The 22,800-nt window shown below is 62.5% G+C and carries 22 protein-coding genes; 13 read left to right on the forward strand and 9 right to left on the reverse strand.

The window, feature by feature from the left end; genetic code table 11:
* Positions 1-6: 6 nt before the first annotated feature.
* The 5 genes from ACIPSK_RS00250 to ACIPSK_RS00270 all read left to right on the forward strand — a co-directional run bounded on the left by ACIPSK_RS00250 (position 7) and on the right by ACIPSK_RS00270 (position 4,543).
* Positions 7-1,008 carry an ABC transporter permease gene (locus ACIPSK_RS00250; protein WP_162115312.1) on the forward strand — a complete coding sequence of 334 codons (1,002 nt, stop codon included), beginning with the start codon at positions 7-9 and terminating at the stop codon, positions 1,006-1,008.
* Positions 1,005-2,012, forward strand: coding sequence for an ABC transporter permease (locus ACIPSK_RS00255; RefSeq protein ID WP_162115311.1), 1,008 nt, complete (start codon positions 1,005-1,007; stop codon positions 2,010-2,012). Before ACIPSK_RS00250 ends, ACIPSK_RS00255 begins: the two co-directional genes overlap by 4 nt.
* A complete protein-coding gene (rhaM, locus tag ACIPSK_RS00260; protein ID WP_162115310.1) occupies positions 2,009-2,329 on the forward strand; it encodes an L-rhamnose mutarotase in 321 nt (106 codons plus the stop codon). The genes ACIPSK_RS00255 and rhaM overlap by 4 nt, the downstream gene beginning before the upstream one ends.
* Positions 2,326-3,705 carry an FGGY-family carbohydrate kinase gene (locus tag ACIPSK_RS00265; RefSeq protein WP_162115309.1) on the forward strand — a complete coding sequence of 460 codons (1,380 nt, stop codon included), beginning with the start codon at positions 2,326-2,328 and terminating at the stop codon, positions 3,703-3,705. Before rhaM ends, ACIPSK_RS00265 begins: the two co-directional genes overlap by 4 nt.
* Positions 3,706-3,784: 79 nt before the next feature.
* Positions 3,785-4,543 carry a fumarylacetoacetate hydrolase family protein gene (locus tag ACIPSK_RS00270; protein WP_162115308.1) on the forward strand — a complete coding sequence of 253 codons (759 nt, stop codon included), beginning with the start codon at positions 3,785-3,787 and terminating at the stop codon, positions 4,541-4,543.
* A gap of 16 nt (positions 4,544-4,559) precedes the next feature.
* Here the strand turns inward: ACIPSK_RS00270 and mmsB are convergent, their stop codons facing one another.
* The 7 genes from mmsB to ACIPSK_RS00305 all read right to left on the reverse strand — a co-directional run bounded on the left by mmsB (position 4,560) and on the right by ACIPSK_RS00305 (position 11,757).
* Positions 4,560-5,441 (reverse strand): 3-hydroxyisobutyrate dehydrogenase, encoded by an 882-nt coding sequence (gene mmsB / locus ACIPSK_RS00275; protein WP_162115307.1) that lies wholly within the window; start codon positions 5,439-5,441, stop codon positions 4,560-4,562.
* Between the two features lie 9 nt (positions 5,442-5,450).
* Positions 5,451-7,046 (reverse strand): GMC family oxidoreductase, encoded by a 1,596-nt coding sequence (locus ACIPSK_RS00280; protein WP_162115306.1) that lies wholly within the window; start codon positions 7,044-7,046, stop codon positions 5,451-5,453.
* Positions 7,047-7,179: 133 nt separating this feature from the next.
* Positions 7,180-8,169, reverse strand: a complete 990-nt coding sequence (locus ACIPSK_RS00285) for a branched-chain amino acid ABC transporter permease (protein ID WP_162115305.1) — start codon at positions 8,167-8,169, stop codon at positions 7,180-7,182.
* Between the two features lies 1 nt (position 8,170).
* Positions 8,171-9,058 (reverse strand): branched-chain amino acid ABC transporter permease, encoded by an 888-nt coding sequence (locus ACIPSK_RS00290; RefSeq protein WP_003553893.1) that lies wholly within the window; start codon positions 9,056-9,058, stop codon positions 8,171-8,173.
* A 4-nt stretch (positions 9,059-9,062) separates the two neighbouring features.
* On the reverse strand, positions 9,063-9,764 hold the full coding sequence (locus ACIPSK_RS00295; protein ID WP_162115304.1) for an ABC transporter ATP-binding protein: 702 nt from the start codon (positions 9,762-9,764) through the stop codon (positions 9,063-9,065).
* On the reverse strand, positions 9,764-10,546 hold the full coding sequence (locus ACIPSK_RS00300; protein WP_162115303.1) for an ABC transporter ATP-binding protein: 783 nt from the start codon (positions 10,544-10,546) through the stop codon (positions 9,764-9,766). Before ACIPSK_RS00300 ends, ACIPSK_RS00295 begins: the two co-directional genes overlap by 1 nt.
* 5 nt (positions 10,547-10,551) lie before the next feature.
* A complete protein-coding gene (locus ACIPSK_RS00305; protein ID WP_162115302.1) occupies positions 10,552-11,757 on the reverse strand; it encodes an ABC transporter substrate-binding protein in 1,206 nt (401 codons plus the stop codon).
* A gap of 175 nt (positions 11,758-11,932) precedes the next feature.
* Here ACIPSK_RS00305 and ACIPSK_RS00310 point away from each other — a divergent pair, with 175 nt between their 5' ends.
* Entirely contained in the window at positions 11,933-12,886 is a 954-nt protein-coding gene (locus tag ACIPSK_RS00310) for a LysR family transcriptional regulator (RefSeq protein WP_162115301.1), read from the forward strand.
* Positions 12,887-12,908: 22 nt separating this feature from the next.
* Here the strand turns inward: ACIPSK_RS00310 and ACIPSK_RS00315 are convergent, their stop codons facing one another.
* Entirely contained in the window at positions 12,909-13,247 is a 339-nt protein-coding gene (locus ACIPSK_RS00315) for a cupin domain-containing protein (RefSeq protein WP_162115300.1), read from the reverse strand.
* A gap of 174 nt (positions 13,248-13,421) precedes the next feature.
* Here ACIPSK_RS00315 and ACIPSK_RS00320 point away from each other — a divergent pair, with 174 nt between their 5' ends.
* The 4 genes from ACIPSK_RS00320 (at position 13,422) to ACIPSK_RS00335 (ending at position 17,117) form a co-directional block, all read left to right on the forward strand.
* Positions 13,422-14,609, forward strand: coding sequence for an acyl-CoA dehydrogenase (locus ACIPSK_RS00320; protein WP_446532619.1), 1,188 nt, complete (start codon positions 13,422-13,424; stop codon positions 14,607-14,609).
* A 91-nt stretch (positions 14,610-14,700) separates the two neighbouring features.
* Positions 14,701-15,159, forward strand: a complete 459-nt coding sequence (locus tag ACIPSK_RS00325; RefSeq protein ID WP_162115298.1) for a DUF4126 domain-containing protein — start codon at positions 14,701-14,703, stop codon at positions 15,157-15,159.
* Complete coding sequence (locus ACIPSK_RS00330; RefSeq protein WP_162115297.1) at positions 15,156-16,517, forward strand: FAD-containing oxidoreductase; 1,362 nt, start codon at positions 15,156-15,158, stop codon at positions 16,515-16,517. The genes ACIPSK_RS00325 and ACIPSK_RS00330 overlap by 4 nt, the downstream gene beginning before the upstream one ends.
* A 30-nt stretch (positions 16,518-16,547) precedes the next feature.
* Positions 16,548-17,117 (forward strand): VTT domain-containing protein, encoded by a 570-nt coding sequence (locus ACIPSK_RS00335; RefSeq protein WP_162115296.1) that lies wholly within the window; start codon positions 16,548-16,550, stop codon positions 17,115-17,117.
* A 12-nt stretch (positions 17,118-17,129) separates the two neighbouring features.
* Here ACIPSK_RS00335 and ACIPSK_RS00340 read toward each other — a convergent pair whose 3' ends face one another.
* Positions 17,130-18,173, reverse strand: a complete 1,044-nt coding sequence (locus tag ACIPSK_RS00340; protein ID WP_162115295.1) for an NAD(P)-dependent alcohol dehydrogenase — start codon at positions 18,171-18,173, stop codon at positions 17,130-17,132.
* Positions 18,174-18,661: 488 nt separating this feature from the next.
* On the opposite strand from ACIPSK_RS00340, the gene ACIPSK_RS00345 reads away from it, so the two are divergent.
* The 3 genes from ACIPSK_RS00345 to kdpB all read left to right on the forward strand — a co-directional run bounded on the left by ACIPSK_RS00345 (position 18,662) and on the right by kdpB (position 22,793).
* Positions 18,662-18,751: a K(+)-transporting ATPase subunit F gene (locus ACIPSK_RS00345; RefSeq protein ID WP_003547774.1), complete on the forward strand. Its 90-nt coding sequence runs from the start codon at positions 18,662-18,664 to the stop codon at positions 18,749-18,751.
* A gap of 69 nt (positions 18,752-18,820) precedes the next feature.
* Positions 18,821-20,524, forward strand: coding sequence for a potassium-transporting ATPase subunit KdpA (gene kdpA, locus ACIPSK_RS00350; RefSeq protein WP_162115294.1), 1,704 nt, complete (start codon positions 18,821-18,823; stop codon positions 20,522-20,524).
* A 208-nt stretch (positions 20,525-20,732) separates the two neighbouring features.
* A complete protein-coding gene (gene kdpB / locus ACIPSK_RS00355; protein ID WP_162115293.1) occupies positions 20,733-22,793 on the forward strand; it encodes a potassium-transporting ATPase subunit KdpB in 2,061 nt (686 codons plus the stop codon).
* Positions 22,794-22,800: the final 7 nt, after the last annotated feature.

Consider the following 22,800-nt stretch of genomic DNA (forward strand, 5'->3'; position numbering starts at 1 on the left):
AAAAGCATGGCAAGACTGATCAGAAAACGCGAAACCCTGCTGTTCCTCATCATCGTGGTGATGATCGCGATCTTTTCGACGCGCGCCGCCGATTTCGCAACGCCGGAGAATCTGGCCGGCATTTTCAACGATACCTCCATCCTGATCATCCTGGCGTTGGCGCAGATGACGGTTATCCTGACGAAATCGATCGACCTGTCGGTTGCCGCCAACCTCGCCTTCACCGGCATGGCGATCGCGATGATGAATGCCGCCTATCCCGACCTGCCGCTCGTCATGCTCATCCTTGCCGCGATCGTCATCGGCGCGTGCCTCGGCGCCATCAACGGCTTTCTCGTCTGGGCGCTCGAAATCCCGCCGATCGTCGTCACACTCGGCACGCTCACCATCTATCGCGGCATGGCCTTCGTGCTGTCGGGCGGGGCGTGGGTCAACGCCCATCAGATGACGCCGGTCTTCCTGTCGGTGCCGCGCACGCCGATCCTCGGCCTGCCGGTTCTCGGCTGGGTGGGCATCATCATCGTGCTTCTGATGTATGTCCTTCTCAGATACACTCAGTTCGGCCGCTCGGCCTATGCCACCGGCGGCAATCCGACCGCGGCCGTTTATGCCGGCATCGATACCGGCTGGACGAAGTTCCTGGCCTTCGTTCTGTCGGGCGCCTTGGCCGGACTTGCGAGCTATCTCTGGGTATCGCGTTATGCCGTCGCCTATGTCGATATCGCCAACGGCTTCGAGCTCGACAGCGTCGCGGCCTGCGTCATTGGCGGCATTTCGATTGCCGGCGGCGTCGGCTCGGTCGCCGGCACCGTGCTCGGCGCGCTTTTCCTCGGCGTCATCAAGAATGCCTTGCCGGTGATCGGCATTTCACCCTTCACGCAGATGGCGATCTCCGGCACCGTCATCATTCTCGCCGTCGCCTTCAACGCCAGGCGTGAGCGCAACCGCGGCCGAATCATCCTGCGCGACCGCGCCGCAGCCGAGATCAGAACGGAGGCCGCAGCATGAGCGCCGTGTCCACACACGAAAAGCGGGTCATCCCCGACCGCCTCGGCACACCCTTCCGCCGCATCGTCGCGAGCTGGGAAGTGCTGCTCTTTGCCGTCGCCGTCCTGATCTTCATCTTCAATTCGCTGGCTTCGCCCTATTTCCTCGATGCCTGGAATCTTTCGGACGCCACCTTCAACTTCACCGAAAAGGCAATGATTGCCTTCGCCATGGCGCTGCTCGTCATATCAGGCGAGATCGACCTTTCGGTCGCGGCGATCATCGCGCTCGCCTCGACGGCGATGGGCGCGGCAGCGCAGGTCGGCATCGGCACACCGGGCCTGGTCGCGATCGGCATCGGCACCGGCCTTGCCTGCGGCATCTTCAACGGCGTGCTGGTCTCGGCGCTGAAACTGCCGTCGATCGTCGTCACCATCGGCACGATGAGCCTTTTCCGCGGCATTTCCTATATCGTCCTCGGCGACCAGGCCTATGGCAAATACCCGGCGGATTTCGCCTATTTCGGCCAGGGTTATGTCGTCTGGGTATTCTCCTTCGAATTCGTGCTCTTCATCGTGCTGGCGATCCTCTTCGCCGTGCTGCTGCATGCGACGAATTTCGGCCGGCAGGTCTATGCGATCGGCAACAACGACTTCGCCGCCCGCTTTTCCGGCATTCCGGTCGAACGCGTCAAATTCATCCTCTTCCTGCTGACCGGCGTCATGAGCGGCATCGCCGCCGTCTGCCTGACCTCGCGCCTCGGCTCGACTCGGCCGTCGATTGCCCAGGGCTGGGAACTCGAGGTCGTCACCATGGTCGTGCTCGGCGGCATCTCGATCCTCGGCGGCTCCGGCACGATCGTCGGCGTTGTCATCGCTGCCTTCGTCATGGGCCTCGTCACCTTCGGCCTCGGCCTGCTGAACGTGCCCGGCATCGTCATGTCGATCTTCATCGGCCTGCTTTTGATCATCACCATCGCGATTCCGATCATCGTCCGCCGTATCAAGCTCATGAGCTCCCGATGACTTTAGAAAAACACGCTTTCAAGATGCAACTCAACCCCGGCATGGAAGCCGAATACCGCAGGCGGCATGACGAGATCTGGCCGGAACTGGTCGATCTCCTGCACAAGTCAGGCGCCGGCGACTATTCCATCCATCTCGACCGCGAGACCAACACGCTGTTCGGCGTGTTGACGCGGCCCGCCGACCACACGATGGCGAGCCTGCCGGACCATCCCATCATGAAGAAATGGTGGGCTTATATGGCCGATATCATGGTGACCAATCCCGATAATTCGCCGGTCCAGAGCGACCTGGTCACCGTCTTCCATATGCCATGACCGCCACCTCCTATCGCCGCATCGCCGTCCTCGATATCGGCAAGACCAATGCCAAGGTCGTCGTGCTCGACAGCGAGACGGGCGCTGAGATCGCCGTGTTGAAACGGCCGAATATCGCGATCAAAACCGGTCTCTATCCGCATTACGACGTAGAGGCTCTCTGGTCGTTTGCGCTCGATGCGTTGAAGAGCCTTGCGCACGAGCCCGGCTTCGACGCCATTTCGATCACCACCCATGGCGCCTCTGCAGCACTGCTTGCCCGGGACGGCACGCTTGCCATGCCGGTGATCGACTATGAACACGAATATCCGCAGGACATCCGCGATGCCTATAAGCGGCTGCGCCCCTCCTTCGACGAAACCTTCTCGCCGCACCTCGCGATGGGTCTCAATGTCGGCGCACAGCTGCACTACCAGAAGACCGCCTTTCCCGAGGAATTCGCCGAGGTGGCGACCATCCTCACTTACGCGCAATATTGGACGGCGCGGCTGACCGGGGTTGCCGCCAATGAGCTGACTTCGCTCGGCTGCCACACCGACCTCTGGAACCCGAGGGCCGGCCGCTATTCCTCACTCGTCGACAGGCTCGCCATCCGCGGCCTCATGGCGCCGATCCGCTCCGCCTTCGATGCGCTCGGCCCGGTCCTGCCCGACATCGCCGCTGAGCTCGGCCTTGCCGCGCCAGTGCCGGTCTATTGCGGCATTCACGATTCCAATGCCTCGCTGCTGCCGCATCTGGTTCATCGGGAGGCACCCTTTGCCGTCGTCTCCACAGGCACATGGGTCATCAATTTCGGCGTCGGCGGCGATCTCGATCATCTCGATCCGAAACGCGATACCCTCGCCAATGTCGATGCCTATGGCCGGGCCGTCCCCTCTTCCCGTTTCATGGGTGGGCGGGAATTCGAGATCCTTTCGGCCGAGATCGGCCCTGTCGACGCAGAAGCCGCTCAGGCGGCAATCGGTCCAGTCATCGCTAAGGGCATGATGCTGCTGCCAAATATCGCCCTCGGTTCCGGGCCTTTCCCAGGAAAGGCAAGCCGCTGGATCGGTGCCGAAGAAGCAAGCCGCGAGGAGCGCTTTGCCGCTGCCTGCCTCTATCTCGCTTTGATGACCGATGCCTGCCTCGGACTGATCGGCGCCAAAGGCCCGGCTATCGTCGAAGGGCCGTTTGCGCTAAATGAGACCTATCTCCAACTGCTGGCGGTCCTGACCGGCCGCGAGGTCATGGCGCTTCCAGGTTCGACCGGCACCAGCCAGGGTGCCGCCCTTCTGACCGGCATCCGGCCGGTGTCGAGCGCCGAGACGCATATTCCGCCGACCGATATCCCCGGACTGACCGCCTATCGCACTCGCTGGTACGCGGCGATGGAATAGGAGCTTTTCCAAGAACAGACCTTGTTCATCCTTGTCTTGTGATTAGTGTGCACCTCGAAAATCAGGTCGAGGAGATAGCATGACAGAGACATTCGATCCGCGCGCCCTTGCAGCCGGGCTTCACAGCCTGCGGCAGGCCGGTCGTCAGGAGGCAACGGACACGTTCGCGCTGCCAGCCGATCTCGATCAGGCGATGGAGGCACAGGACTTGCTTGCCGCCGCGGACGGTATTTCGAGCAATGCCTGGAAGGTGACGGTCTCGCCGCGGGGCCAGGCGGTCACCGGCCCGCTGCATCCCTATGCCGAAGCCGTCTCAGGCGCTGACATTCCCTGGTATCCGGGCCTGAAATTCGAGACCGAGATCGCCGTCCGTCTTGGCAGGGATCTGGCGATCCGCACAGGCGCTCCCTACAGCCGCGCCGAGGTGGTCGAGGCGATCTCCGCTGTCTATCTCGGCGCTGAACTGCTGGTGAGCGCCATCAGGGAAAGCGGCAGCGTTTCGTTTCTGCTGTTCGTCGCCGACCGGCTCGGCAATAGCGGCTATGTGCTCGGCCCGGAGGTCGAAAAAGGCGTCGTCGACACCGCCGGCGGAACACCGCTCAAGGTCACCCATGCCGGCCGCATGATCTATGATGGTCCAGCACAGCATCCGAAGGGCGACGTTCTCACCTGGCTCGTCGATTACGCTAATGACGGCTTGCGCCCCGAGACATCGCTGAAGACGGGTGCGCTCATCACCACAGGCACGTTGAGCGGCGCGATCGAACTGACCGAACCCGGCGAGATCGACATCCTGCTCGGCAATAGCAGCCTCAGCTTCTCGGTGTCGAAGGGTTGATTTGACGCCGCGGTGCCTACGCCTTCTCGCGGAACATCTCGATGATGGCGGAAAAATCCCTTCCGCCATTGCCCTGCTTTTCGAAAAGCGCATAAAGCTGTGCTGCTTCCGCGCCGAGCGGGGTGGAGGCGCCGCTCGCCAGGGCCGCCTCCTGCGAGAGCCTGAGATCCTTCAGCATTAGTGCCGCGGCAAAACCCGGTTTGTAGCCATTGTTCGCGGGCGAGTTCGGCACCGGTCCGGGCACCGGACAATAGGTATTGATCGACCAGCACTGGCCCGACGAGGTCGAGGCGACGTCGAACAGCGCCTGATGCGAGAGGCCAAGTTTCTCGGCGAGCACGAAGGCTTCGCAGACGCCCACCATCGAGATACCGAGGATCATGTTATTGCAGATCTTCGCCGCCTGGCCGGCGCCGGCCTCGCCACAATGGACGATCTTCTTTCCCATGGCCTCGAGGATTGGTTTTGCCCTTGCGAAGGCTTCTTCCGAGCCGCCGGCCATGAAGGTCAGCGTGCCCGCGGTCGCCCCACCCGTGCCCCCGGAGACGGGAGCGTCGAGCGACAGGCAGCTGGCGGCCTTGGCCATTTCATGCGCCTTGCGGCTGCTTTCGACATCGATGGTCGAGCAATCGATGACCAGCGTGCCCTGAGCCGCAGTCTGCAGGATATCGGTCCAGGCCGTCAGCACGTGCTTGCCCTGCGGCAGCATTGATATGACGATCTCCGCGTGCTTGACCGCCTGGCTGGCATGGCTTGCCGGCTTGACGCCGCTCTCCTCGGCCGCCTTCAGCACCGAAGCCGCGAGATCGAAGCCCAGGACCTCGTGGCCTGATTTGACCAGATTGGCCGCCATCGGCCCACCCATGTTGCCGAGGCCGATGAATGCGATCCTTGCCATGGTCTTCTCCTATCGATTGTCTTCGAGGATCATTGCTGCCGCCTTTTCGGCGATCATGATGGTCGGCGAATTGGTGTTGCCCGAAGTGATCGACGGCATCACCGAGGCGTCGGCGATCCTGAGCTTGCCGAGCGCCCGGAGTCTCAGCCTGGGATCGACGACGCTGTCCCTGTCGGCGCCCATGCGGCAGGTGCCGACGGGATGGAAGATCGTCGTGCCGATCTCGCCCGCCGCCCGCTCCAGATCGGCCTCCGTCTGATAGGCTCGCCCCGGCTTGAATTCCTCCGGCCTGAACCGCGCAAACGCAGGCTGCGCGACGATCTTGCGCGTCAACCGTATTGAACGGACAGCTATGTCACGATCGCGCTGCGTCGAGAGGTATTTAGGGCTGATCGTCGGCTGGGCGGCAAAATCCGGGCTCGACAGGTGGACAGAACCGCGGCTTTCCGGCCTGAGGTTGCAGACGCTCGCGGTGATCGCCGGAAAAGGATGGACGGGATCGCCGAACTTCTCCAGCGACACCGGCTGCACATGATATTGCAGGTCGGGCGTTTCCCGGTCCGGGCCGGATCGAGTGAAGATGCCGAGCTGGCTCGGCGCCATTGCCATCGGCCCGGAGCGGCGGACGAGATATTCGAGCCCGATCGCCGCCTTGCCGATCAGCTTCGTCGCTTTCTCGTTCAGGGTCGGAACGCCCGTGACCTTATAGGCCAGACGCAATTGCAGATGGTCCTGCAGGTTCTCACCGACACCCTTGACCTCGGTGACGACATCGACGCCCGCCTCTCTGAGAACCTCGCCCCGGCCGATGCCTGACAGTTCCAGGATATGCGGAGAGCCGATCGAACCGGCCGAAAGGACGGTTTCTTTCGCGGCATAGGCGCGTTTCGCCAAGCCCCGATGCTGGAATTCGACGCCGGCAACGGCGCCTTCCTCCACCAGCAGCCGCCGGACCTGCGCCTTGGTGAGCACGGTCAGGTTGGAGCGTTTCATCGCCGGGCGCAGGAAGGCCTTCGACGTGTTCCAGCGAATGCCGGAACGCTGATTGACGTCGAAATAGCCGGAGCCCTCGTTGCTGCCGCGGTTGAAATCCGCGGTCTCCGGAATGCCGGCTTCCCTGGCAGCCTGCTGGAAGGCATCGAGCACGGCCCAGCGCACCCGCGCTTTCTCGATCCGCCATTCGCCGCCGGCACCATGCATCTCGTCTTCGCCGCGATAAAAATCCTCCGACTTGCGGAAGAATGGCAGAACATCGTCCCAGCCCCAGCCGCTGCAGCCCATCTGCCGCCAGAGGTCGTAGTCGCGCGCCTGACCGCGCATGTAGATCATGCCGTTGATCGACGAACAACCGCCGAGCACCTTGCCGCGCGGATAGCTCAGCGCCCGGCCGTTCAGCCCCGCTTCCGGCGCCGTGGTGAAGCACCAGTCGGTGCGCGGGTTGTTGATGCAATAGAGATAACCGACCGGAATATGGATCCAGTGATAGTTATCGCTGCCGCCGGCTTCTAGCAGCAGCACCCGGCTCCGGCCATCGGCAGACAGCCGGTTGGCGAGCACGCAGCCGGCGCTGCCTGCCCCGATGATGATGTAGTCGTAACGATCCATGCCCCGCACGAGACTCCAGATGCTTGCCGCTTTCCTCTCCCCGCAGTACGGGGAGAGGAAGAGTCGCAGCGCCGCCGCCCATCTCTTTTCCCGGGAAAAGTAATTCTTCCCGGAAAGAGAGAGGTCCGCCCGTTCAGCGGCGATAGACGAAGCCCAGTTTCCGCCCCAGCCGAGAGGCGTAGAATTCACCGATGATCCCACGGCGGAAGATCAGCACGCAGACCATGAAGACGATGCCGGTGATGATCGTCACCGGGAATTCCGACGTGGCGAGGTAGTTTTCCAGCGCCACCACCAGCCCGGCGCCGAAGAGCGGACCGATCAGCGTGCCGATGCCGCCGAGCAGCGTCATCAGGATCACCTCGCCCGACATCTGCCAGGCGACGTCGGTCAGCGTCGCAAACTGGAAAACGATCGATTTCACCGCGCCCGCGAGCCCGGCAAGCGCTGCCGACATGACGAAGGCGCCGAGCTTGTAGCGCGCCACGGAATAGCCAAGCGAGATCGCCCGTTGCTCGTTCTCACGGATCGATTTCAGGATCATGCCGAAGGGTGAATTGATGAAGCGCCAGATGATCAGCACGCCGATGATGAACACGGCCAACACGAAATAATACATGTTGGTCGAGTTGTTCAGATCGATGAAGCCGAAGAGATGGCCGCGCGGAACGGATTGGATGCCGTCCTCGCCCTCGGTGAACTTCGCCTGCAGACAGAAGAAGAAGAACATCTGCGACAACGCTAGCGTGATCATCGCGAAATAGATGCCCTGGCGGCGAATGGCGAAGAAGCCCATGACGAGGCCGAGAAACGCCGCCCCCGCCACGCCGATCAGGATGCCGAGTTCCGGCGGCAAGCCCCATGCCTTCACCGTATAAGCGGTGAAATAGGCAGCACCGCCGAAGAAGGTGGCATGGCCGAAGGAAAGCAGGCCGGTATAGCCGAGCAGCAGGTTGAAGGCGCAGGCAAAGAGCGCGAAGCAGAGCAGCTTCATCAGGAAAATCGGATAGAAGAAGAACGGTGCCAGCAGCAGGAGCAGCAGCCCGGCCAGCAGGAAGCCCGCCTGCACCGAAAGGGCGGTCCGGCTTTTTTCCGTTCGGATGGTGTCGGTGATGTCGGCCATGTCAGGCATCCCGTCCGAAGAGGCCCGCGGGCCTGATGAGAAGCACGATCGCCATGATGACGAAGATCACGATGTTCGACGCCTCGGGATAGAAGACCTTGGTCAGACCCTCGGCGATGCCGAGCACATAACCGGTGATGATCGCGCCCATGATCGATCCCATGCCGCCGACGACGACGACGGCGAAAACGACGATGATCATGTTCGAGCCCATCAGCGGCGAGACCTGATAGATCGGCGCCGCCAGCACGCCGGCAAAGGCGGCGAGACCGGCGCCGAGCGCATAGGTGAGCGTCAACAGCACCGGCACGTTGACGCCGAAGACCTGCACCAAAACGGCATTTTCGGTGGCGGCCCTGAGATAGGCGCCGAGCTTGGTCTTTTCGATCAGCAGCCATGTGCCGAGGCAGACGACGAGCGAGACGACGACCACCCAGCCGCGGTAGATCGGCAGGAACATGAAGCCGAGATTGGCCCCGCCGGCAAGGGCCGCCGGTGTCGCATAGGGCTGGCCGGAAGAGCCGTAGAGATAACGGAAGGTGCCCTCGACCGCGAGCGCCAGCCCGAAGGTGAAGAGCAGGCCGTAGAGCGGATCGAGATCATAGAGCCGCCGCAGGAACAGCCGCTCGATGATAGCGCCGGCAAGGCCGACGATAACGGGCGCCAGGATCAGTGACGGCCAGTAGCCGATGCCGGCATAGGTCAGCAGCAGGTAGGCGACGAAGGCGCCGAGCATATATTGCGCGCCATGGGCGAAGTTGATCACCCTAAGCAGGCCGAAGATGATGGCGAGGCCGAGGCTGAGCAGCGCGTAGAACGAGCCGTTGATCAGGCCGATCAGCAGCTGGCCGAGCAGCGCCTGCAGGGGAATGCCGAAGATCATCGTCATCTGGTCACACTCCCAGAACCTTGTGCAGCGTATCCATGCGCTGCGGCAGTTCACCGACCGGGAATTCCGACACCATCTGCCCATGATCCATCAGATAGAAGCGATCGGCAATACGGCTGGCGAAACGGAAATTCTGCTCGACGAGCAGGATCGTCATGCCGCGCGCCTTCAGCGTCTTCAGCACCTCGCCGATGCGCTGGACGATGACGGGGGCAAGCCCCTCCGTCGGTTCGTCGAGAATGAGCAGCCTGACGCCAGTGCGCAGGATCCGGGCGATCGCCAGCATCTGCTGCTCGCCGCCTGATAGTTTGGTGCCCGGGCTGCCGCGGCGCTCGTGGAGATTGGGGAAGAGCTCATAGATCTCGTCGAGCGTCATGCCGCCCGCTGCCACGACAGGCGGCAGCAGCAGGTTTTCCGAAACGGTAAGCGTCGAGAAGATGCCGCGCTCCTCCGGCACGAAGCCGATGCCCCGATGCGCCGTCTTGTGCAGCGGCACCTGCATCATATCACTGCCGGCAAAGCTGATCTTGCCCTTACGGGACCGCACGATGCCGGTGATGGTGCGCAGCGTCGTCGTTTTGCCGACGCCGTTGCGGCCGAGAATGGTGATCGTCTCGCCTTCGGCCACACGCATGTCGACGCCGTGCAGGACGTGGCTTTCGCCGTACCAGGCATTGAGCCCCTGGACTTCGAGGAGAGCGGCCATCAATGCTCCTCCGTGCCCATATAGGCCACGCGCACACGCTCGTCCTGGCTGACGGTGGCATAGTCGCCCTCGGCGAGGATCTCGCCGCGCTGCAGCACGGTGACATGCTGGCAGATATTGGCGACGACGGAGAGATTGTGTTCGACCATCAGCACCGCCCGGTCGCGGGCGACGTCGCGGATGATCGAGGAGACGACGCCGACATCCTCCTGCCCCATGCCGGCCATCGGCTCGTCGAGCAGCAGCACTTTCGGATCCAATGCCAGCGTGGTGGCGATCTCCAGAACGCGCTTGCGGCCATAGGAAAGATCGGCGGCGATGTGATCGCGCTCCTTGGACAGCCCGACGCTCGCCAGCAGTTCGTCGGCGCGCTCGTTCAGCCGGCCGAGCGCGGACAGCGGCTGCCAGAACTGCGTGGAAAGATTGTTCGGCCGCTGCAGCGCCACCCGGACATTGTCGAGAACGGTCAGATGCGGAAAGACCGCCGAGATCTGGAAGGAGCGAACGAGCCCCATGCGCGCTACTTTGTCGGGCGGCGTTTTGGTGATGTCGGTGCCCATCAGTGTGATGGTGCCTGAGGTCGGCTGCAGGAACTTGGTCAGCAGGTTGAAGACCGTCGTCTTGCCGGCGCCGTTCGGGCCGATCAGCGCATGCACGCTCGCGTCATGCACGTCGAGATCGACGTTCTTGACGGCCGTGAAGCCGCCGAAATCGCGGCGCAGGCCGCGGGCGGATAATACCACCCGCGGCTTTTCCTGAGTTTCAATTGCGGAAACCGCCATCGTGCTTACTTCACCAGATCGCAGCCGCTCTTGGCGGGATCGATATAGGCTTCCTTGCCGGGAATGGTGGCGAGCACGTTGAAGTAATCCCACGGCTCCTTGCTTTCGGCAGGCTTCTTGACCTGCAGCAGATACATGTCGTGGATCATGCGGCCATTGGCGCCGACCGTGCCGCCGCGGCCGAAGACGTCATCGACCGGCATTTCATGCAACTGCTTGGCGACGGCTTCTGTTTCGTCGGTGCCGGCCTTCTGCACCGCCTTCAGATATTGCGTCACTGCCGAATAGGTGCCGGTATGGATCATGTTCGGCATCTTGCCGGTTCGGGCAAAGAACTTCTTGGCGAAGGCGCGGCTTCCGTCGTCGCGGTTCCAGTAATAGCCTTCCGTCAGCGTCAGCCCCTGTGCCGCATCGAGGCCGAGGCCGTGGACTTCGGCCAATGTGAAGAGCAGCGCCGCCAGATGCTGGCCGCCCTGGGTGATGCCGAATTCGGCCGCCTGCTTGATGGCGTTCGAGGTATCGAGGCCGGCATTGGCAAGGCCGATCACCTTGGCACCGGACGATTGCGCCTGCAGCAGGAAGGACGAGAAGTCCTGGGTCGACAGTGGGTGGCGGACGGCGCCGACGACCTTGCCGCCGCTCGCCTTGACGTAATCGCTGGTCTGCTGCTCCAGCGAATAGCCGAAGGCATAGTCGGCGGTCAGGAAGAACCAGCTGTCGCCGCCCTGCTTGACCAGCGCGCCGCCGGTGCCGACGGCGAGTGCATGCGTGTCGTAGGCCCAATGGAAGCCGTAAGGCGAGCAGGCCTTGCCGGTGAGATCCGTCGTCGCCGCACCCGTGACGATGTCGATCTTTTTCTTCTCCTTGGCGATCGCCTGCACGGCGAGCGCCACCGACGAGGTCGTCAGTTCCATGATCGCATCCACCTGCTCGGTGTCGTACCACTGGCGGGCGATGTTGGAGGCGATATCCGCCTTGTTCTGGTGGTCGGCATCAACGATCTCGACCGGCACATCAAGCACCTTGCCCCCGAAATCCTCGACCGCCATCTTGGCGGCTTCGACAGAAGACTTGCCGCCGAAGTCGGCATAGACACCCGACTGATCGTTCAGGATGCCGATCTTGACCTTGCCGTCGGTCGCGCTCTGCGCGAGCACCGCTGTGCTGCTCGCGAGCAGAAATGCAACTGATGCAATGAGATTCTTACGCATATTCTCTCCTCCCAGAGATTGGCCAGATTGCGGATCTGTTCATATTTGGCCAGCCGCACTCCTCAGAACGACGGACCCTCACCTTACGATCACGGAAATTCCGCCCTGAGGCAACGGGTGGTTTACAACTAATTCCAAACAGTATCTGTTCGTTTTTGAACAGAGGAGGATCGCGATGAACAATCCACCGCAGTTTACTTGGGACGATCTGCAGTTTTTTCTAGCCGTCGCCCGCACCGGACAGCTGTCGACCGCCGCCAGGCAACTGCGCTCCAGCCATGCCACCGTCTCGCGCCGCATCGACCGGCTGGAGTTCACCCTCAAGGTCAAGCTGTTCGAGCGCAATCCGCGCGGCTATGTGCTGACCGCCATGGGCACGCGCTTCGTCGAGACGGCCGAGAAGATGGAGCAGGAGACCGAGCGGCTGCGCGCCGATCTTGCCGCCGGCTCGATGGCGCAGCGCGGCCTTGTGCGGCTGAGTGCGCCGGAGGGCTTTGCCAATTTCTTCTTCGCAACCGTGCTGCCGCAGTTTGCCGCCCAGCATCCGCACCTGGCGCTGGAACTGGTGACGATCCAGCAGATCATGTCGCTGTCGCGCAAGGAGGCCGATCTTTCCGTCGTGCTCGACGAACCGAAGGGCGGGGCGTATTTCGCCGAGAAGCTGACCGACTACCACCTGCAGGTCTACGGCTCTCGGGATTATCTAGCCAAGGCGCCTGACATCAATTCCCGCGAAGACCTGCTCAGCCATCCCTTCGTCAGCTATATCGAGGAAATGATTTTCGCGCCGGGCCTGGATTATCTGAGCGATGTGCACCCGCGCATCAAGCCGCAGTTCCAGAGCTCCAGCATCTTCGCGCAGCTGACTGCCACGAGAAACGGCCTCGGCCTCTGCATCCTGCCCTATTTCTTCGCCAGCCGTTATCCCGAACTGGTGCGCGTGCTGCCAGACGAGATCGACCTCAAGCGTCATTACTGGATCACCTGCCATCGCGACCTGAAACAGGCGCCGCGCGTGCGCGCCGTCATCGATTTCCTCCGTGAGGCGGTGCGCGGCGAGGATGCGCGCTTCGTCCCGCCCTATGTCACCGCCGCCGGCCCGGCGCGCCGGGCAAGAGCGGATGTTTAGATCATGAGTGGCATCGTGCCAGCTATTTCAGGAATTCGGCCCGGTGCGGGGTGAATGCATCGATCAGTCTGCCCTTTTCCAGCGCCTTGACGCCATGGACCAGGTTGGGGGGCACGATGAAGCTGCCGCCCTGCTTGAGCACCTCGGTCCGGCCATCGATCGTCACTTCGAAACTGCCTTCGGCGACGTAGCTCGCCTGGATGTGCGGATGCGAATGGGCAGCACCGACGGCACCGCTTTCGAAGGCCACTTCCACCATCATCATCTCGGGCAGATAGGTCATGATGCGCCTGACGACACCGGGCTCAGGATTGACCCATTCGGCGTCTTCGGCCGATACGAACAGATCGCTTGACGACATTTCCGCCTCCTCGTTCCAGAATCGATCGCGGGCAAAATGGATCATGCCGACGCTTTTGAAAAGATGGCGTGGCCCGTCTTTTCGGCGCGACCGTCGTCTGTTGACGCGGTCGGCTGGCGGGTCTATGGCCAACTTGAGCGAGGCAAGCCTGAACCGGGATGAGGAGACGCCGCCATGCAGCATACGCGCGAAGTTTTCGACTGGGCCGATCCATTTCGCCTGGTGGAGCAGCTGACCAGCGAAGAGCGCATGGTGCAGGACACCGCCCACGCCTATGCGCAGGAAAAGCTTGCGCCCCGCGTTCTCGACGCCTTCCGCAACGAAAAGACCGATCCAGCGATCTTCCGCGAAATGGGCGAACTCGGCCTGCTCGGCCCGACGATCTCGCCGGATTATGGCGGTGCCGGACTCGGTTACGTCGCCTACGGCCTGATCGCCCGCGAGGTCGAAAAGGTCGATTGTGGCTATCGTTCGATGATGAGCGTGCAGTCCTCACTCGTAATGGTGCCGATCGAAACCTTCGGGTCGCAGGCACAGAAGCTGAAATACCTGCCGAAACTCGCCACCGGCGAATGGATCGGCTGCTTCGGGCTGACCGAACCGGATCACGGCTCCGACCCCGGCTCGATGGCTACACGTGCCAAAAAGGTCGACGGCGGCTACAGCCTGACCGGCTCGAAGACCTGGATCTCCAACGCACCGATCGCCGATGTCTTCGTCGTCTGGGCAAAGACCGAGGATGGCCTCATCCGCGGCTTCATCCTCGAAAAGGGCTGGAAAGGGCTTTCGGCTCCCGCCATCCACGGCAAGGTGGGCTTACGCGCCTCGATCACCGGTGAAGTGGTGATGGACGGGGTCTTCGTGCCTGAGGAAAACCTTCTGCCTGATGTGACAGGCCTCAAAGGGCCGTTCACCTGCCTCAACTCGGCCCGCTTCGGCATCGCCTGGGGCGCACTCGGTGCTGCCGAGGATTGTTATGCGAGAGCCCGGCAATATACGCTGGAGCGCAAGCAGTTCGGCCGGCCGCTTGCCGCCAACCAGCTGATCCAGAAGAAGCTCGCCGACATGGCGGCGGAGATCGCGCTCGGCCTTCAGGGTTGTCTGCGGCTTGGCCGCATGAAGGAGGAAGGCCATCCGCCGGTGGAACTGACCTCGATCCTCAAGCGCAACAGCTGCGGCAAGGCGCTGGAGATTGCGCGGGCGGCCCGCGACATGCTCGGCGGCAACGGCATCTCCGACGAATTCGGCATCGCCCGTCACCTCGTCAACCTCGAAGTGGTCAACACCTATGAGGGCACGCACGACATCCACGCGCTGATCATCGGCCGGGCGATCACCGGCATTGCCGCCTTTGCGAACTAGCCTCTTGGCGCGAAAGGGCGAATTGCCACGCGCCTGACAATGTGCAACCTTCGCTGAAGGCGGCAAGAGCCGGCAAAAGGGGGGACCATGCATGTTTCTGCTTGTTGCATTGCTGATTGGTGTCATTGCCGGGCTTCGCGCCATGACGGCGCCCGCCGCCGTCGCCTGGGGCGCGGCGCTTGGCTGGTTTGATGTCTCGCAGACGCCGCTTGCGTTCATGGCTTACCAATGGACGCCGTGGATCTTCACGCTTCTCGCCGTCGTCGAACTGATCACCGACCAGCTGCCGTCTACGCCTTCGCGCAAGGTGCCGGTGCAATTCGGCGCTCGCATTGTCATGGGCGGGCTGGCAGGTGCCACGATCGGCGCCGCCAACAGCCTGCTCTTCGGCGGGCTGATTGTCGGGGTGATCGGCGCCGTCATTGGCACATATGGCGGTGCTGCCGTCCGCGGCAGGCTCGCAGCGTCCTTCGGCAAGGATCTGCCGGCTGCTCTCATCGAGGATGCCGTCGCCGTCATCGGCGCGCTGCTGATCGTGGCCGTGTCATGAAGAGCTTCGACGCCATCGTTATCGGCGCCGGTCAGTCCGGCCCCTTCCTCGCTGCCCGGATGGTCGAAAAGGGCATGAAGGTGGCGCTGATCGAGCGCAAATTCCTCGGCGGCACCTGCGTCAATGCCGGCTGCATGCCGACGAAGACGCTGGTCGCCAGCGCCCGCGCCGCCCATGTCGCGAGAAACGGCGCCGTTTACGGCGTGAATCTCCAGGGCGAGATCGCAATCGACATGAAGGTAGTCAAAGCCCGTGCCGAAACCGTGACCATGAACGCCCGCAACGGCTTGATCGGCTGGTTCGCCGGCATGGACGGTATGACCGTGATTTACGGCCACGCCCGTTTCGAGGGTCCGAAGACCGTCAGCGTCAACGGCGAGACGCTGACCGCACCGTGCATCTTCCTCAATGTCGGCGCGCGGCCCGTCATCCCCGACCTGCCCGGGATCAACGATATCGACTATCTCACCAGCACCTCGATCATCCATCTCGACACGCTGCCGCGGCATCTGGCCGTCATCGGCGGCAGTTATATCGGGTTGGAATTCGCACAGATGTATCGCCGCTTCGGCGCCGAAGTCAGCGTCATCGAGCATGGCCCGAAGCTCGCATCGCGCGAGGACGAGGATATATCCGACGCGATCGCCGATGTCCTGCGCTCGGAGAGCATCGACATTCATACCGGCGCCAGCGACATCGCCTTCGCCAAGAGCGGCGACGGAATAACGGTCGCCACCGATTCAGCGAGAATCGATGTGAGCCATGTGCTGATCGCCACCGGCCGCAAGCCGAATACCGACGATCTCGGCCTCGATACCGCCGGCGTCATCACCGACAAGCACGGCTATATCACCGTCGACGACAGGCTTGCCACCAATGTCGACGGCATCTTGGCGCTCGGCGACTGCAACGGCCGCGGCGCCTTCACCCACACTTCCTACAATGATTTCGAGATCGCCGCCGCCAACCTGCTCGACGGCGACGATCGCAAGGTCTCGAGCCGCATCCTGGCATATGCGCTTTATATCGACCCGCCGCTTGGCCGCGTCGGCATGACGGAGAAGCAGGCGCGCGCCTCGGGACGGAAGATCATGATTTCGACCCGGCCGATGAGCCGCGTCGGCCGCGCCAACGAGCGCGGCGAGACCAAGGGATTCATGAAAGTGATCGCCGACGCCGAGACCAAAAAAATTCTCGGCGCGGCAATTCTCGGCATCGAGGGCGACGAGGTGATCCACGGCATCATAGACGCGATGAATGCGGGAACGACCTATCCCGCATTGCAATGGTCGGTGCCGATCCATCCGACGGTGTCGGAGCTGATCCCGACGCTGCTTGGGGATTTGAAGCCGGTTTAGCTGTAGAAACCCCGGGCCGAGGACAGCTGCGTGTCTATCGAACTGCTGATCGAGCACTACGGCCTGTTGGCGATATTTCTGGGTGAAGCCTTCGAAGGCGAAACAGCCGCCTTCCTTGGCGGCGTGATTTCCCACCGCGGGCTGCTGACCTATTGGTCGGCGTCGCTTGCGGCAACGGCAGGATCGTTCGCCGGCGATCAGTTCTGGTTCTTCGCCGGCCGTTATGCGGCTCGATGGGGTCTCGTCCGCCGGCTGATGGAGACACCGGCGCTGGCGCGTGCAACCCGGCTCCTGGAAAGATATCCCACAGGCTTCATCCTTGCGTTTCGTTTCCTGGTGGGATTGCGGACGATCAGCCCGATCGTCATCGGCACGACGCGAATAGCGACCGGGAAATTCATCATCCTGAATGCCGTGGCCGCGCTGGTGTGGGGGCAGCTTTTCACGGCGCTGGGCTATTTGTTCGGGCACGGCCTTGAACAGACATTGGGCCGCCTTCCGCTTCACCGCCATCTGCTGATCGCAGTCGGAGCCGCGGCTGTCGTCGCAGCCGCGGCTCTTGCCTTTCGCAAGATGAAACTGAACGCCAAGCACTCATAGAGGTATGGCGTCCTATTCCATCACAATCTGCAGCTTCACGTCGCTCGGCCGCGCCTCGACGGCGCGGTCAAACGCCTTGATGGAATCCTCGAATTTGAACGTCTCTGATATCAGCGGCTTCAGATCCACGCGACCCGAGCCGAGCAGCGCGATCGAGCGCTCATACTGGTGCGCGTAGCGGAACACCGTCTCGATGCGGATTTCCTTGGTGGATGCCGTCGAGACGTCGAAGCCGATCGGGTTGACCGGCAGGCCGACGACGACGATGACGCCGCCCGGGCGCGGCAGCGCCATGATCGTCTCCCAGGCCTTTGGCGAACCGGAGCATTCGAAGACGACATCGGCGCCCCAGCCGTCGGTCAGCCGGGCAACTTCTTCGGCCAGGTTCTTCTCGCGGATATTGACCGGTATGACGCCCTGGTATTGTGCGGCGATATCGAGCTTCGGCTGGGCAAGATCAGCCACGATCGCGCGGGCGCAGCCGCCGGCAAGCGCCGCGATCGCCACCATGGTGCCGATCGGCCCGGCGCCGAGAACGACGGCAGTATCACCAGGCGTAATCTTCGCCTTGGCAGCCGCCTGCATGCCGACGGCGAAGGGCTCGACCATGGCGCCTTCGGCAAAGCTGACACTGTCGGGCAGCTTGAAGGTGTAGTTGGCGGGATGCACGACCTCTGGCGTCAGCACGCCATGGATCGGCGGGGTCGCCCAGAAGGTGACGGCCGGGTCGATATTGTACATGCCGAGCCGGCTTGCCTTCGAATTCGGATCGGGAATGCCGGGCTCCATGCAGACGCGGTTGCCGACTTTCAGATGGGTGACGCCGGCGCCGACCTCGACCACCGTGCCCGCCGCCTCATGGCCGAGCACCATCGGTGCGTTGACGACGAAGGGGCCGATCTTGCCGTGGGTGTAATAATGCACGTCCGAACCGCAGACGCCGACCGTGTGGATCCTGACCTTCACCTCGCCGGGGCCGGTTTCGAGCGGCAGATCGATATCGCGGAGCGCAAGCTCATGCTGGCGCTCGAGGACAAGCGCGCGGACTTTGGTCATCGTCGGTTTCCTTCCCTATTGGCTTGCCCATGACTCCATCGGGCCGTTGAAGCCGACTATAAAGCCCGAAGCCTTCCCAATTCAACCGGATTGCGAAGGCTTTTGCTCAACAATTGATAAAATGCTCACCTGGATTTGCCGAGGATCGGTGCCGGCAGCGGCCCGTCCGAAAACTGCGCCAGCCTGGTCCGACGGTGAGCGGCCTCGCATGGGCATTTATAAGATTTTTATATTGATGGCCTGTCGTCCGTCTCGAACCTTTATGCTCTTCGGCTCCATATTGACGTCCGAGAGATCGAAAGATCGTCTCCACGCCAGAAAGCATGAAAGGCGGCCTCCCAGCGCCCTTTGTCTTGTCTGACTCCAAGAAGAACGACAGGAGTCACGATCATGATGGATATCATTCTACTCGGCACGGCGATCATATTCTTTGCGCTGTGCTTTGCCTACACCCGAGCCTGCGACAGGCTTTGACAGGAGAAACGACGATGACCCTCGATTATGTCTTGAGCGGTGCCGTAACCGTGTTTCTCACCGTTTACCTCACCTACGCTCTCCTTCGCCCAGAACGCTTCTGAAGAGAACTGGCGCTTCTGGGGTCGCGCATGCGCGACCGAGAAGCAGCCGGGTATTGAAAGTTTACCTCCATGACCCTCAACGGATGGCTTCAGATCCTGCTTTACTGCGGGATCGTGCTCGTGCTCGTCAAACCGCTCGGCGGTTACATGACGCGTGTCTATAACGGAGAGCGCACATTCCTCTCCCCGGTCCTCGTCCCGATCGAACAGGGGCTTTACCGTATTGCCGGCACCAGCGAGCGCGAAGAGCAGCACTGGACCTCCTATGCCTTCGCGATGCTGATGTTCAACCTCCTCGGCGTCCTCGTCCTCTACGCGCTCCTGCGCCTGCAGGACGTCCTGCCCTATAATCCGGCCGGCATGGCCGCCGTCCCGCCGGAGCTTTCGTTCAACACCGCCGTCAGCTTTCCCACAAATACCAATTGGCAGAATTATGGCGGCGAAAGCACCATGTCGTATCTGACCCAGATGGCCGGCTTCACGGTGCAGAACTTCCTGTCGGCCGCGACCGGCATGGCGATCGCGGTCGCCTTCATCCGTGCCTTCGCACGGGCGTCGGGCAAGGCGATCGGCAATTTCTGGGTCGATATGATCCGCGGCACGTTCTATATCCTGCTGCCGATCTGCATCGTGCTGACCATCGTCTACGTCTATCTCGGCGTGCCGCAGACGCTTGGGCCCTATGTCAATGCGACCACGCTCGAAGGTGCGCAGCAGACGATTGCCGTCGGGCCGGTCGCCTCGCAGCTTGCGATCAAGATGCTCGGCACCAACGGCGGCGGCTTCTTCAACGCCAATTCGGCCCATCCGTTCGAAAATCCCAACGCGATCTCCAATCTCGTCCAGATGGTCTCAATCTTCGCGATCGGCGCGGCTTTGACCAACGTCTTCGGCCGCATGGTCGGCAACCAGCGCCAGGGCTGGGCGATCCTTGCCACGATGGGCGTGCTGTTCCTCGCAGGTGTCGGTGTCACATATTGGGCGGAAGCTGCCGGCAACCCGCTGATGCACGTTTTCGGTCTCGGCGGCGGCAATATGGAAGGCAAGGAAGTCCGCTTCGGCGTTGCCTTGTCTTCGCTCTTTGCGGTCATTACGACGGCCGCTTCCTGTGGCGCGGTCAATGCCATGCACGGCAGCTTCACCGCGCTTGGTGGCCTGATCCCTTTGATCAACATGCAGCTCGGCGAAATCATTGTCGGCGGTGTCGGCGCGGGTTTCTACGGCATCCTTCTCTTCATCATCGTCGCCGTCTTCGTCGCCGGCCTGATGGTCGGCCGGACGCCGGAATATCTCGGCAAGAAGATCGAGGCGAAGGAAATGAAGATGGCCGTTCTCGCCATTCTCTGCCTGCCGCTCGCCATGCTGGTCTTTACCGCAATCGCCACCGTGCTGCCCTCCGCCGTCGCCTCGATCGGCACCGCCGGCCCGCACGGCTTCTCCGAAATCCTCTATGCCTATACCTCGGCTGCGGCCAACAACGGTTCGGCTTTCGGCGGCCTGACCGGCAACACGCCCTGGTACAACGTGACGCTCGGCATCGGCATGCTCGCCGGCCGCTTCCTGGTCATCATCCCGGCGCTTGCCATCGCCGGCTCGCTGATCGCCAAAAAGACGGTTCCGGCTTCGGCAGGCACCTTCCCGACGGATGGACCGCTCTTCGTCGGCCTGCTGGTCGGCACGATCCTGATCGTCGGCGGCCTGACCTTCTTTCCGGCCTTGGCGCTCGGCCCTATCGTCGAGCACCTGGTCATGATCGCCGGCCAGACCTTCTGAGGTGATGCCATGATCCTCCGTCAGAGGCTTCGCAACGCTCCCACCCTCGTCCCGGTGCGCCGGGACGAGGGAATGGCCCGAGACCCTAAGCCTCCGACATCATCCTGGTGATGATGGCAGGCCCCCTCGTCATCGCCGCCATCTTCAAAATCCTACAGGGCTGACCGGCTTCCGGTTCGCCATCCTCGTTTCAAAGCTGGAGTCTCTTATGAGCCAGGCAAAATCCGCGAGCATCATGGATTCTCGCATCCTCATTCCGGCCGTGGGCGCCGCGTTCAAGAAGCTGAACCCGCGCGCGCTTGCCAGAAACCCGGTCATGTTCGTCGTGGCCACGGTCTCGGTGCTGACCACCATCCTCTTCCTGCGCGATTTCGTAGCAGGCAACGGTAATCTCGGCTTCTCGTTTCAGATCAATCTTTGGCTCTGGTTCACCGTCCTCTTCGCCAACTTCGCCGAAGCCGTCGCCGAAGGCCGCGGCAAAGCGCAGGCGGATTCGCTGCGCAAAGCGCGCACCGAAACCCAGGCGAAGCTACTCACCGCCAACAACGGCAGCGGCTACCGCATGGTGCCGGGCACCAGCCTTAAGGTCGGCGATATCGTGCTCGTCGAGGCCGGCGACATCATCCCGTCGGATGGCGAAGTGATCGAAGGTGTTGCCTCCGTCAACGAAGCGGCGATAACAGGCGAATCCGCCCCTGTCATCCGCGAATCCGGCGGCGACCGCTCGGCCGTCACCGGCGGCACGCAGGTACTCTCCGACTGGATCCTTGTCCGCATCACCGCCGCCGCCGGCTCGACCTTCATCGACCGGATGATTGCGCTCGTCGAAGGCGCCGAACGCCAGAAGACGCCGAATGAGATCGCGCTCAACATCCTGCTTGCCGGCATGACGCTGATCTTCGTGCTTGCCACCGCGACGATCCCGAGCTTTGCCATCTATGCCGGCGGCTCGATCCCGATCATCGTGCTCGTCGCCCTCTTCGTCACCCTGATCCCGACGACGATCGGCGCGCTGCTCTCGGCAATCGGCATCGCCGGCATGGACCGCCTCGTCCGCTTCAACGTGCTCGCCATGTCCGGCCGCGCGGTCGAAGCTGCCGGCGACGTCGACACGCTGCTGCTCGACAAGACGGGCACGATCACGCTCGGCAATCGCCAGGCGACGACCTTCCGTCCGGTCCGCGGCGTTTCCGAACAGGATCTCGCCGATGCCGCCCAGCTCGCCTCGCTTGCCGACGAAACGCCGGAAGGTCGTTCCATCGTCGTGCTCGCCAAGGAGAAATACGCGATCCGCGGCCGCGACATGGCAAGCCTGAAAGCAACCTTCGTGCCCTTCACCGCCCAGACCCGCATGAGCGGCGTCGATCTCGAAGGAGCCTCGATCCGCAAGGGTGCGGTCGATGCCGTGCTGGCCTATGTCAACGGCGATTCATCCTCGAAAAACGGCAGCGAGGTCGTGCGCGAACTGCAGTCGATCGCCGACGAAGTCGCCAAATCAGGCGGCACGCCGCTGGCAGTTGCCCGCGACGGCAGGCTGCTTGGCGTCATCCAGCTGAAGGATATCGTCAAGGGCGGCATCCGCGAGCGCTTCACCGAGCTGCGCCGCATGGGCATCCGCACGGTGATGATCACAGGCGATAACCCGCTGACGGCAGCCGCCATTGCCGCCGAAGCCGGCGTCGACGACTTCCTCGCCCAGGCAACGCCGGAGATGAAGCTGGCGCTGATGCGCGAGGAACAGTCGAAGGGCAAGCTCGTCGCCATGTGCGGCGACGGCACCAACGATGCGCCGGCGCTCGCCCAGGCCGATGTCGGCGTCGCCATGAACACCGGCACGGTCGCCGCCCGCGAGGCCGGCAACATGGTCGATCTCGATAGCGATCCGACGAAGCTCATCGAGATCGTCGAGATCGGCAAGCAGCTCCTGATGACGCGCGGCGCGCTGACGACGTTTTCGATCGCCAACGACATTGCCAAGTATTTCGCCATCATCCCGGCGATGTTCCTGACCCTCTACCCGCAGCTCAGCGTGCTCAACATTATGGGATTGTCGACGCCGCAAAGCGCCATCCTCTCGGCGATCATCTTCAATGCCCTGATCATCATCGCGCTGATCCCGCTGTCGCTGAAAGGTGTCCGCTACCGTCCGATCGGCGCCGGCGCTCTACTGTCGCGCAACCTGCTGATCTACGGTGCCGGCGGCATCATCGTCCCCTTCATCGGCATCAAGGCGATCGACATGGCCGTCGCAGCCCTCGGGCTCGCCTGAACACTCC

This window comes from Rhizobium sp. LARHSG275 (assembly GCF_052871115.1).

What these genes read in the sequence shown, in the direction of transcription:
- ACIPSK_RS00250 (WP_162115312.1), top strand. Translation starts at nt 7, where the DNA reads ATGGCAAGACTGATCAGAAAACGCGAAACCCTGCTGTTCCTCATCATC.
- ACIPSK_RS00255 (WP_162115311.1), top strand. Translation starts at nt 1,005, where the DNA reads ATGAGCGCCGTGTCCACACACGAAAAGCGGGTCATCCCCGACCGCCTC.
- rhaM (WP_162115310.1), top strand. Translation starts at nt 2,009, where the DNA reads ATGACTTTAGAAAAACACGCTTTCAAGATGCAACTCAACCCCGGCATG.
- ACIPSK_RS00265 (WP_162115309.1), top strand. Translation starts at nt 2,326, where the DNA reads ATGACCGCCACCTCCTATCGCCGCATCGCCGTCCTCGATATCGGCAAG.
- ACIPSK_RS00270 (WP_162115308.1), top strand. Translation starts at nt 3,785, where the DNA reads ATGACAGAGACATTCGATCCGCGCGCCCTTGCAGCCGGGCTTCACAGC.
- mmsB (WP_162115307.1), bottom strand. Translation starts at nt 5,441, where the DNA reads ATGGCAAGGATCGCATTCATCGGCCTCGGCAACATGGGTGGGCCGATG.
- ACIPSK_RS00280 (WP_162115306.1), bottom strand. Translation starts at nt 7,046, where the DNA reads ATGGATCGTTACGACTACATCATCATCGGGGCAGGCAGCGCCGGCTGC.
- ACIPSK_RS00285 (WP_162115305.1), bottom strand. Translation starts at nt 8,169, where the DNA reads ATGGCCGACATCACCGACACCATCCGAACGGAAAAAAGCCGGACCGCC.
- ACIPSK_RS00290 (WP_003553893.1), bottom strand. Translation starts at nt 9,058, where the DNA reads ATGACGATGATCTTCGGCATTCCCCTGCAGGCGCTGCTCGGCCAGCTG.
- ACIPSK_RS00295 (WP_162115304.1), bottom strand. Translation starts at nt 9,764, where the DNA reads ATGGCCGCTCTCCTCGAAGTCCAGGGGCTCAATGCCTGGTACGGCGAA.
- ACIPSK_RS00300 (WP_162115303.1), bottom strand. Translation starts at nt 10,546, where the DNA reads ATGGCGGTTTCCGCAATTGAAACTCAGGAAAAGCCGCGGGTGGTATTA.
- ACIPSK_RS00305 (WP_162115302.1), bottom strand. Translation starts at nt 11,757, where the DNA reads ATGCGTAAGAATCTCATTGCATCAGTTGCATTTCTGCTCGCGAGCAGC.
- ACIPSK_RS00310 (WP_162115301.1), top strand. Translation starts at nt 11,933, where the DNA reads ATGAACAATCCACCGCAGTTTACTTGGGACGATCTGCAGTTTTTTCTA.
- ACIPSK_RS00315 (WP_162115300.1), bottom strand. Translation starts at nt 13,247, where the DNA reads ATGTCGTCAAGCGATCTGTTCGTATCGGCCGAAGACGCCGAATGGGTC.
- ACIPSK_RS00320 (WP_446532619.1), top strand. Translation starts at nt 13,422, where the DNA reads ATGCAGCATACGCGCGAAGTTTTCGACTGGGCCGATCCATTTCGCCTG.
- ACIPSK_RS00325 (WP_162115298.1), top strand. Translation starts at nt 14,701, where the DNA reads ATGTTTCTGCTTGTTGCATTGCTGATTGGTGTCATTGCCGGGCTTCGC.
- ACIPSK_RS00330 (WP_162115297.1), top strand. Translation starts at nt 15,156, where the DNA reads ATGAAGAGCTTCGACGCCATCGTTATCGGCGCCGGTCAGTCCGGCCCC.
- ACIPSK_RS00340 (WP_162115295.1), bottom strand. Translation starts at nt 18,173, where the DNA reads ATGACCAAAGTCCGCGCGCTTGTCCTCGAGCGCCAGCATGAGCTTGCG.
- ACIPSK_RS00345 (WP_003547774.1), top strand. Translation starts at nt 18,662, where the DNA reads ATGACCCTCGATTATGTCTTGAGCGGTGCCGTAACCGTGTTTCTCACC.
- kdpA (WP_162115294.1), top strand. Translation starts at nt 18,821, where the DNA reads ATGACCCTCAACGGATGGCTTCAGATCCTGCTTTACTGCGGGATCGTG.
- kdpB (WP_162115293.1), top strand. Translation starts at nt 20,733, where the DNA reads ATGAGCCAGGCAAAATCCGCGAGCATCATGGATTCTCGCATCCTCATT.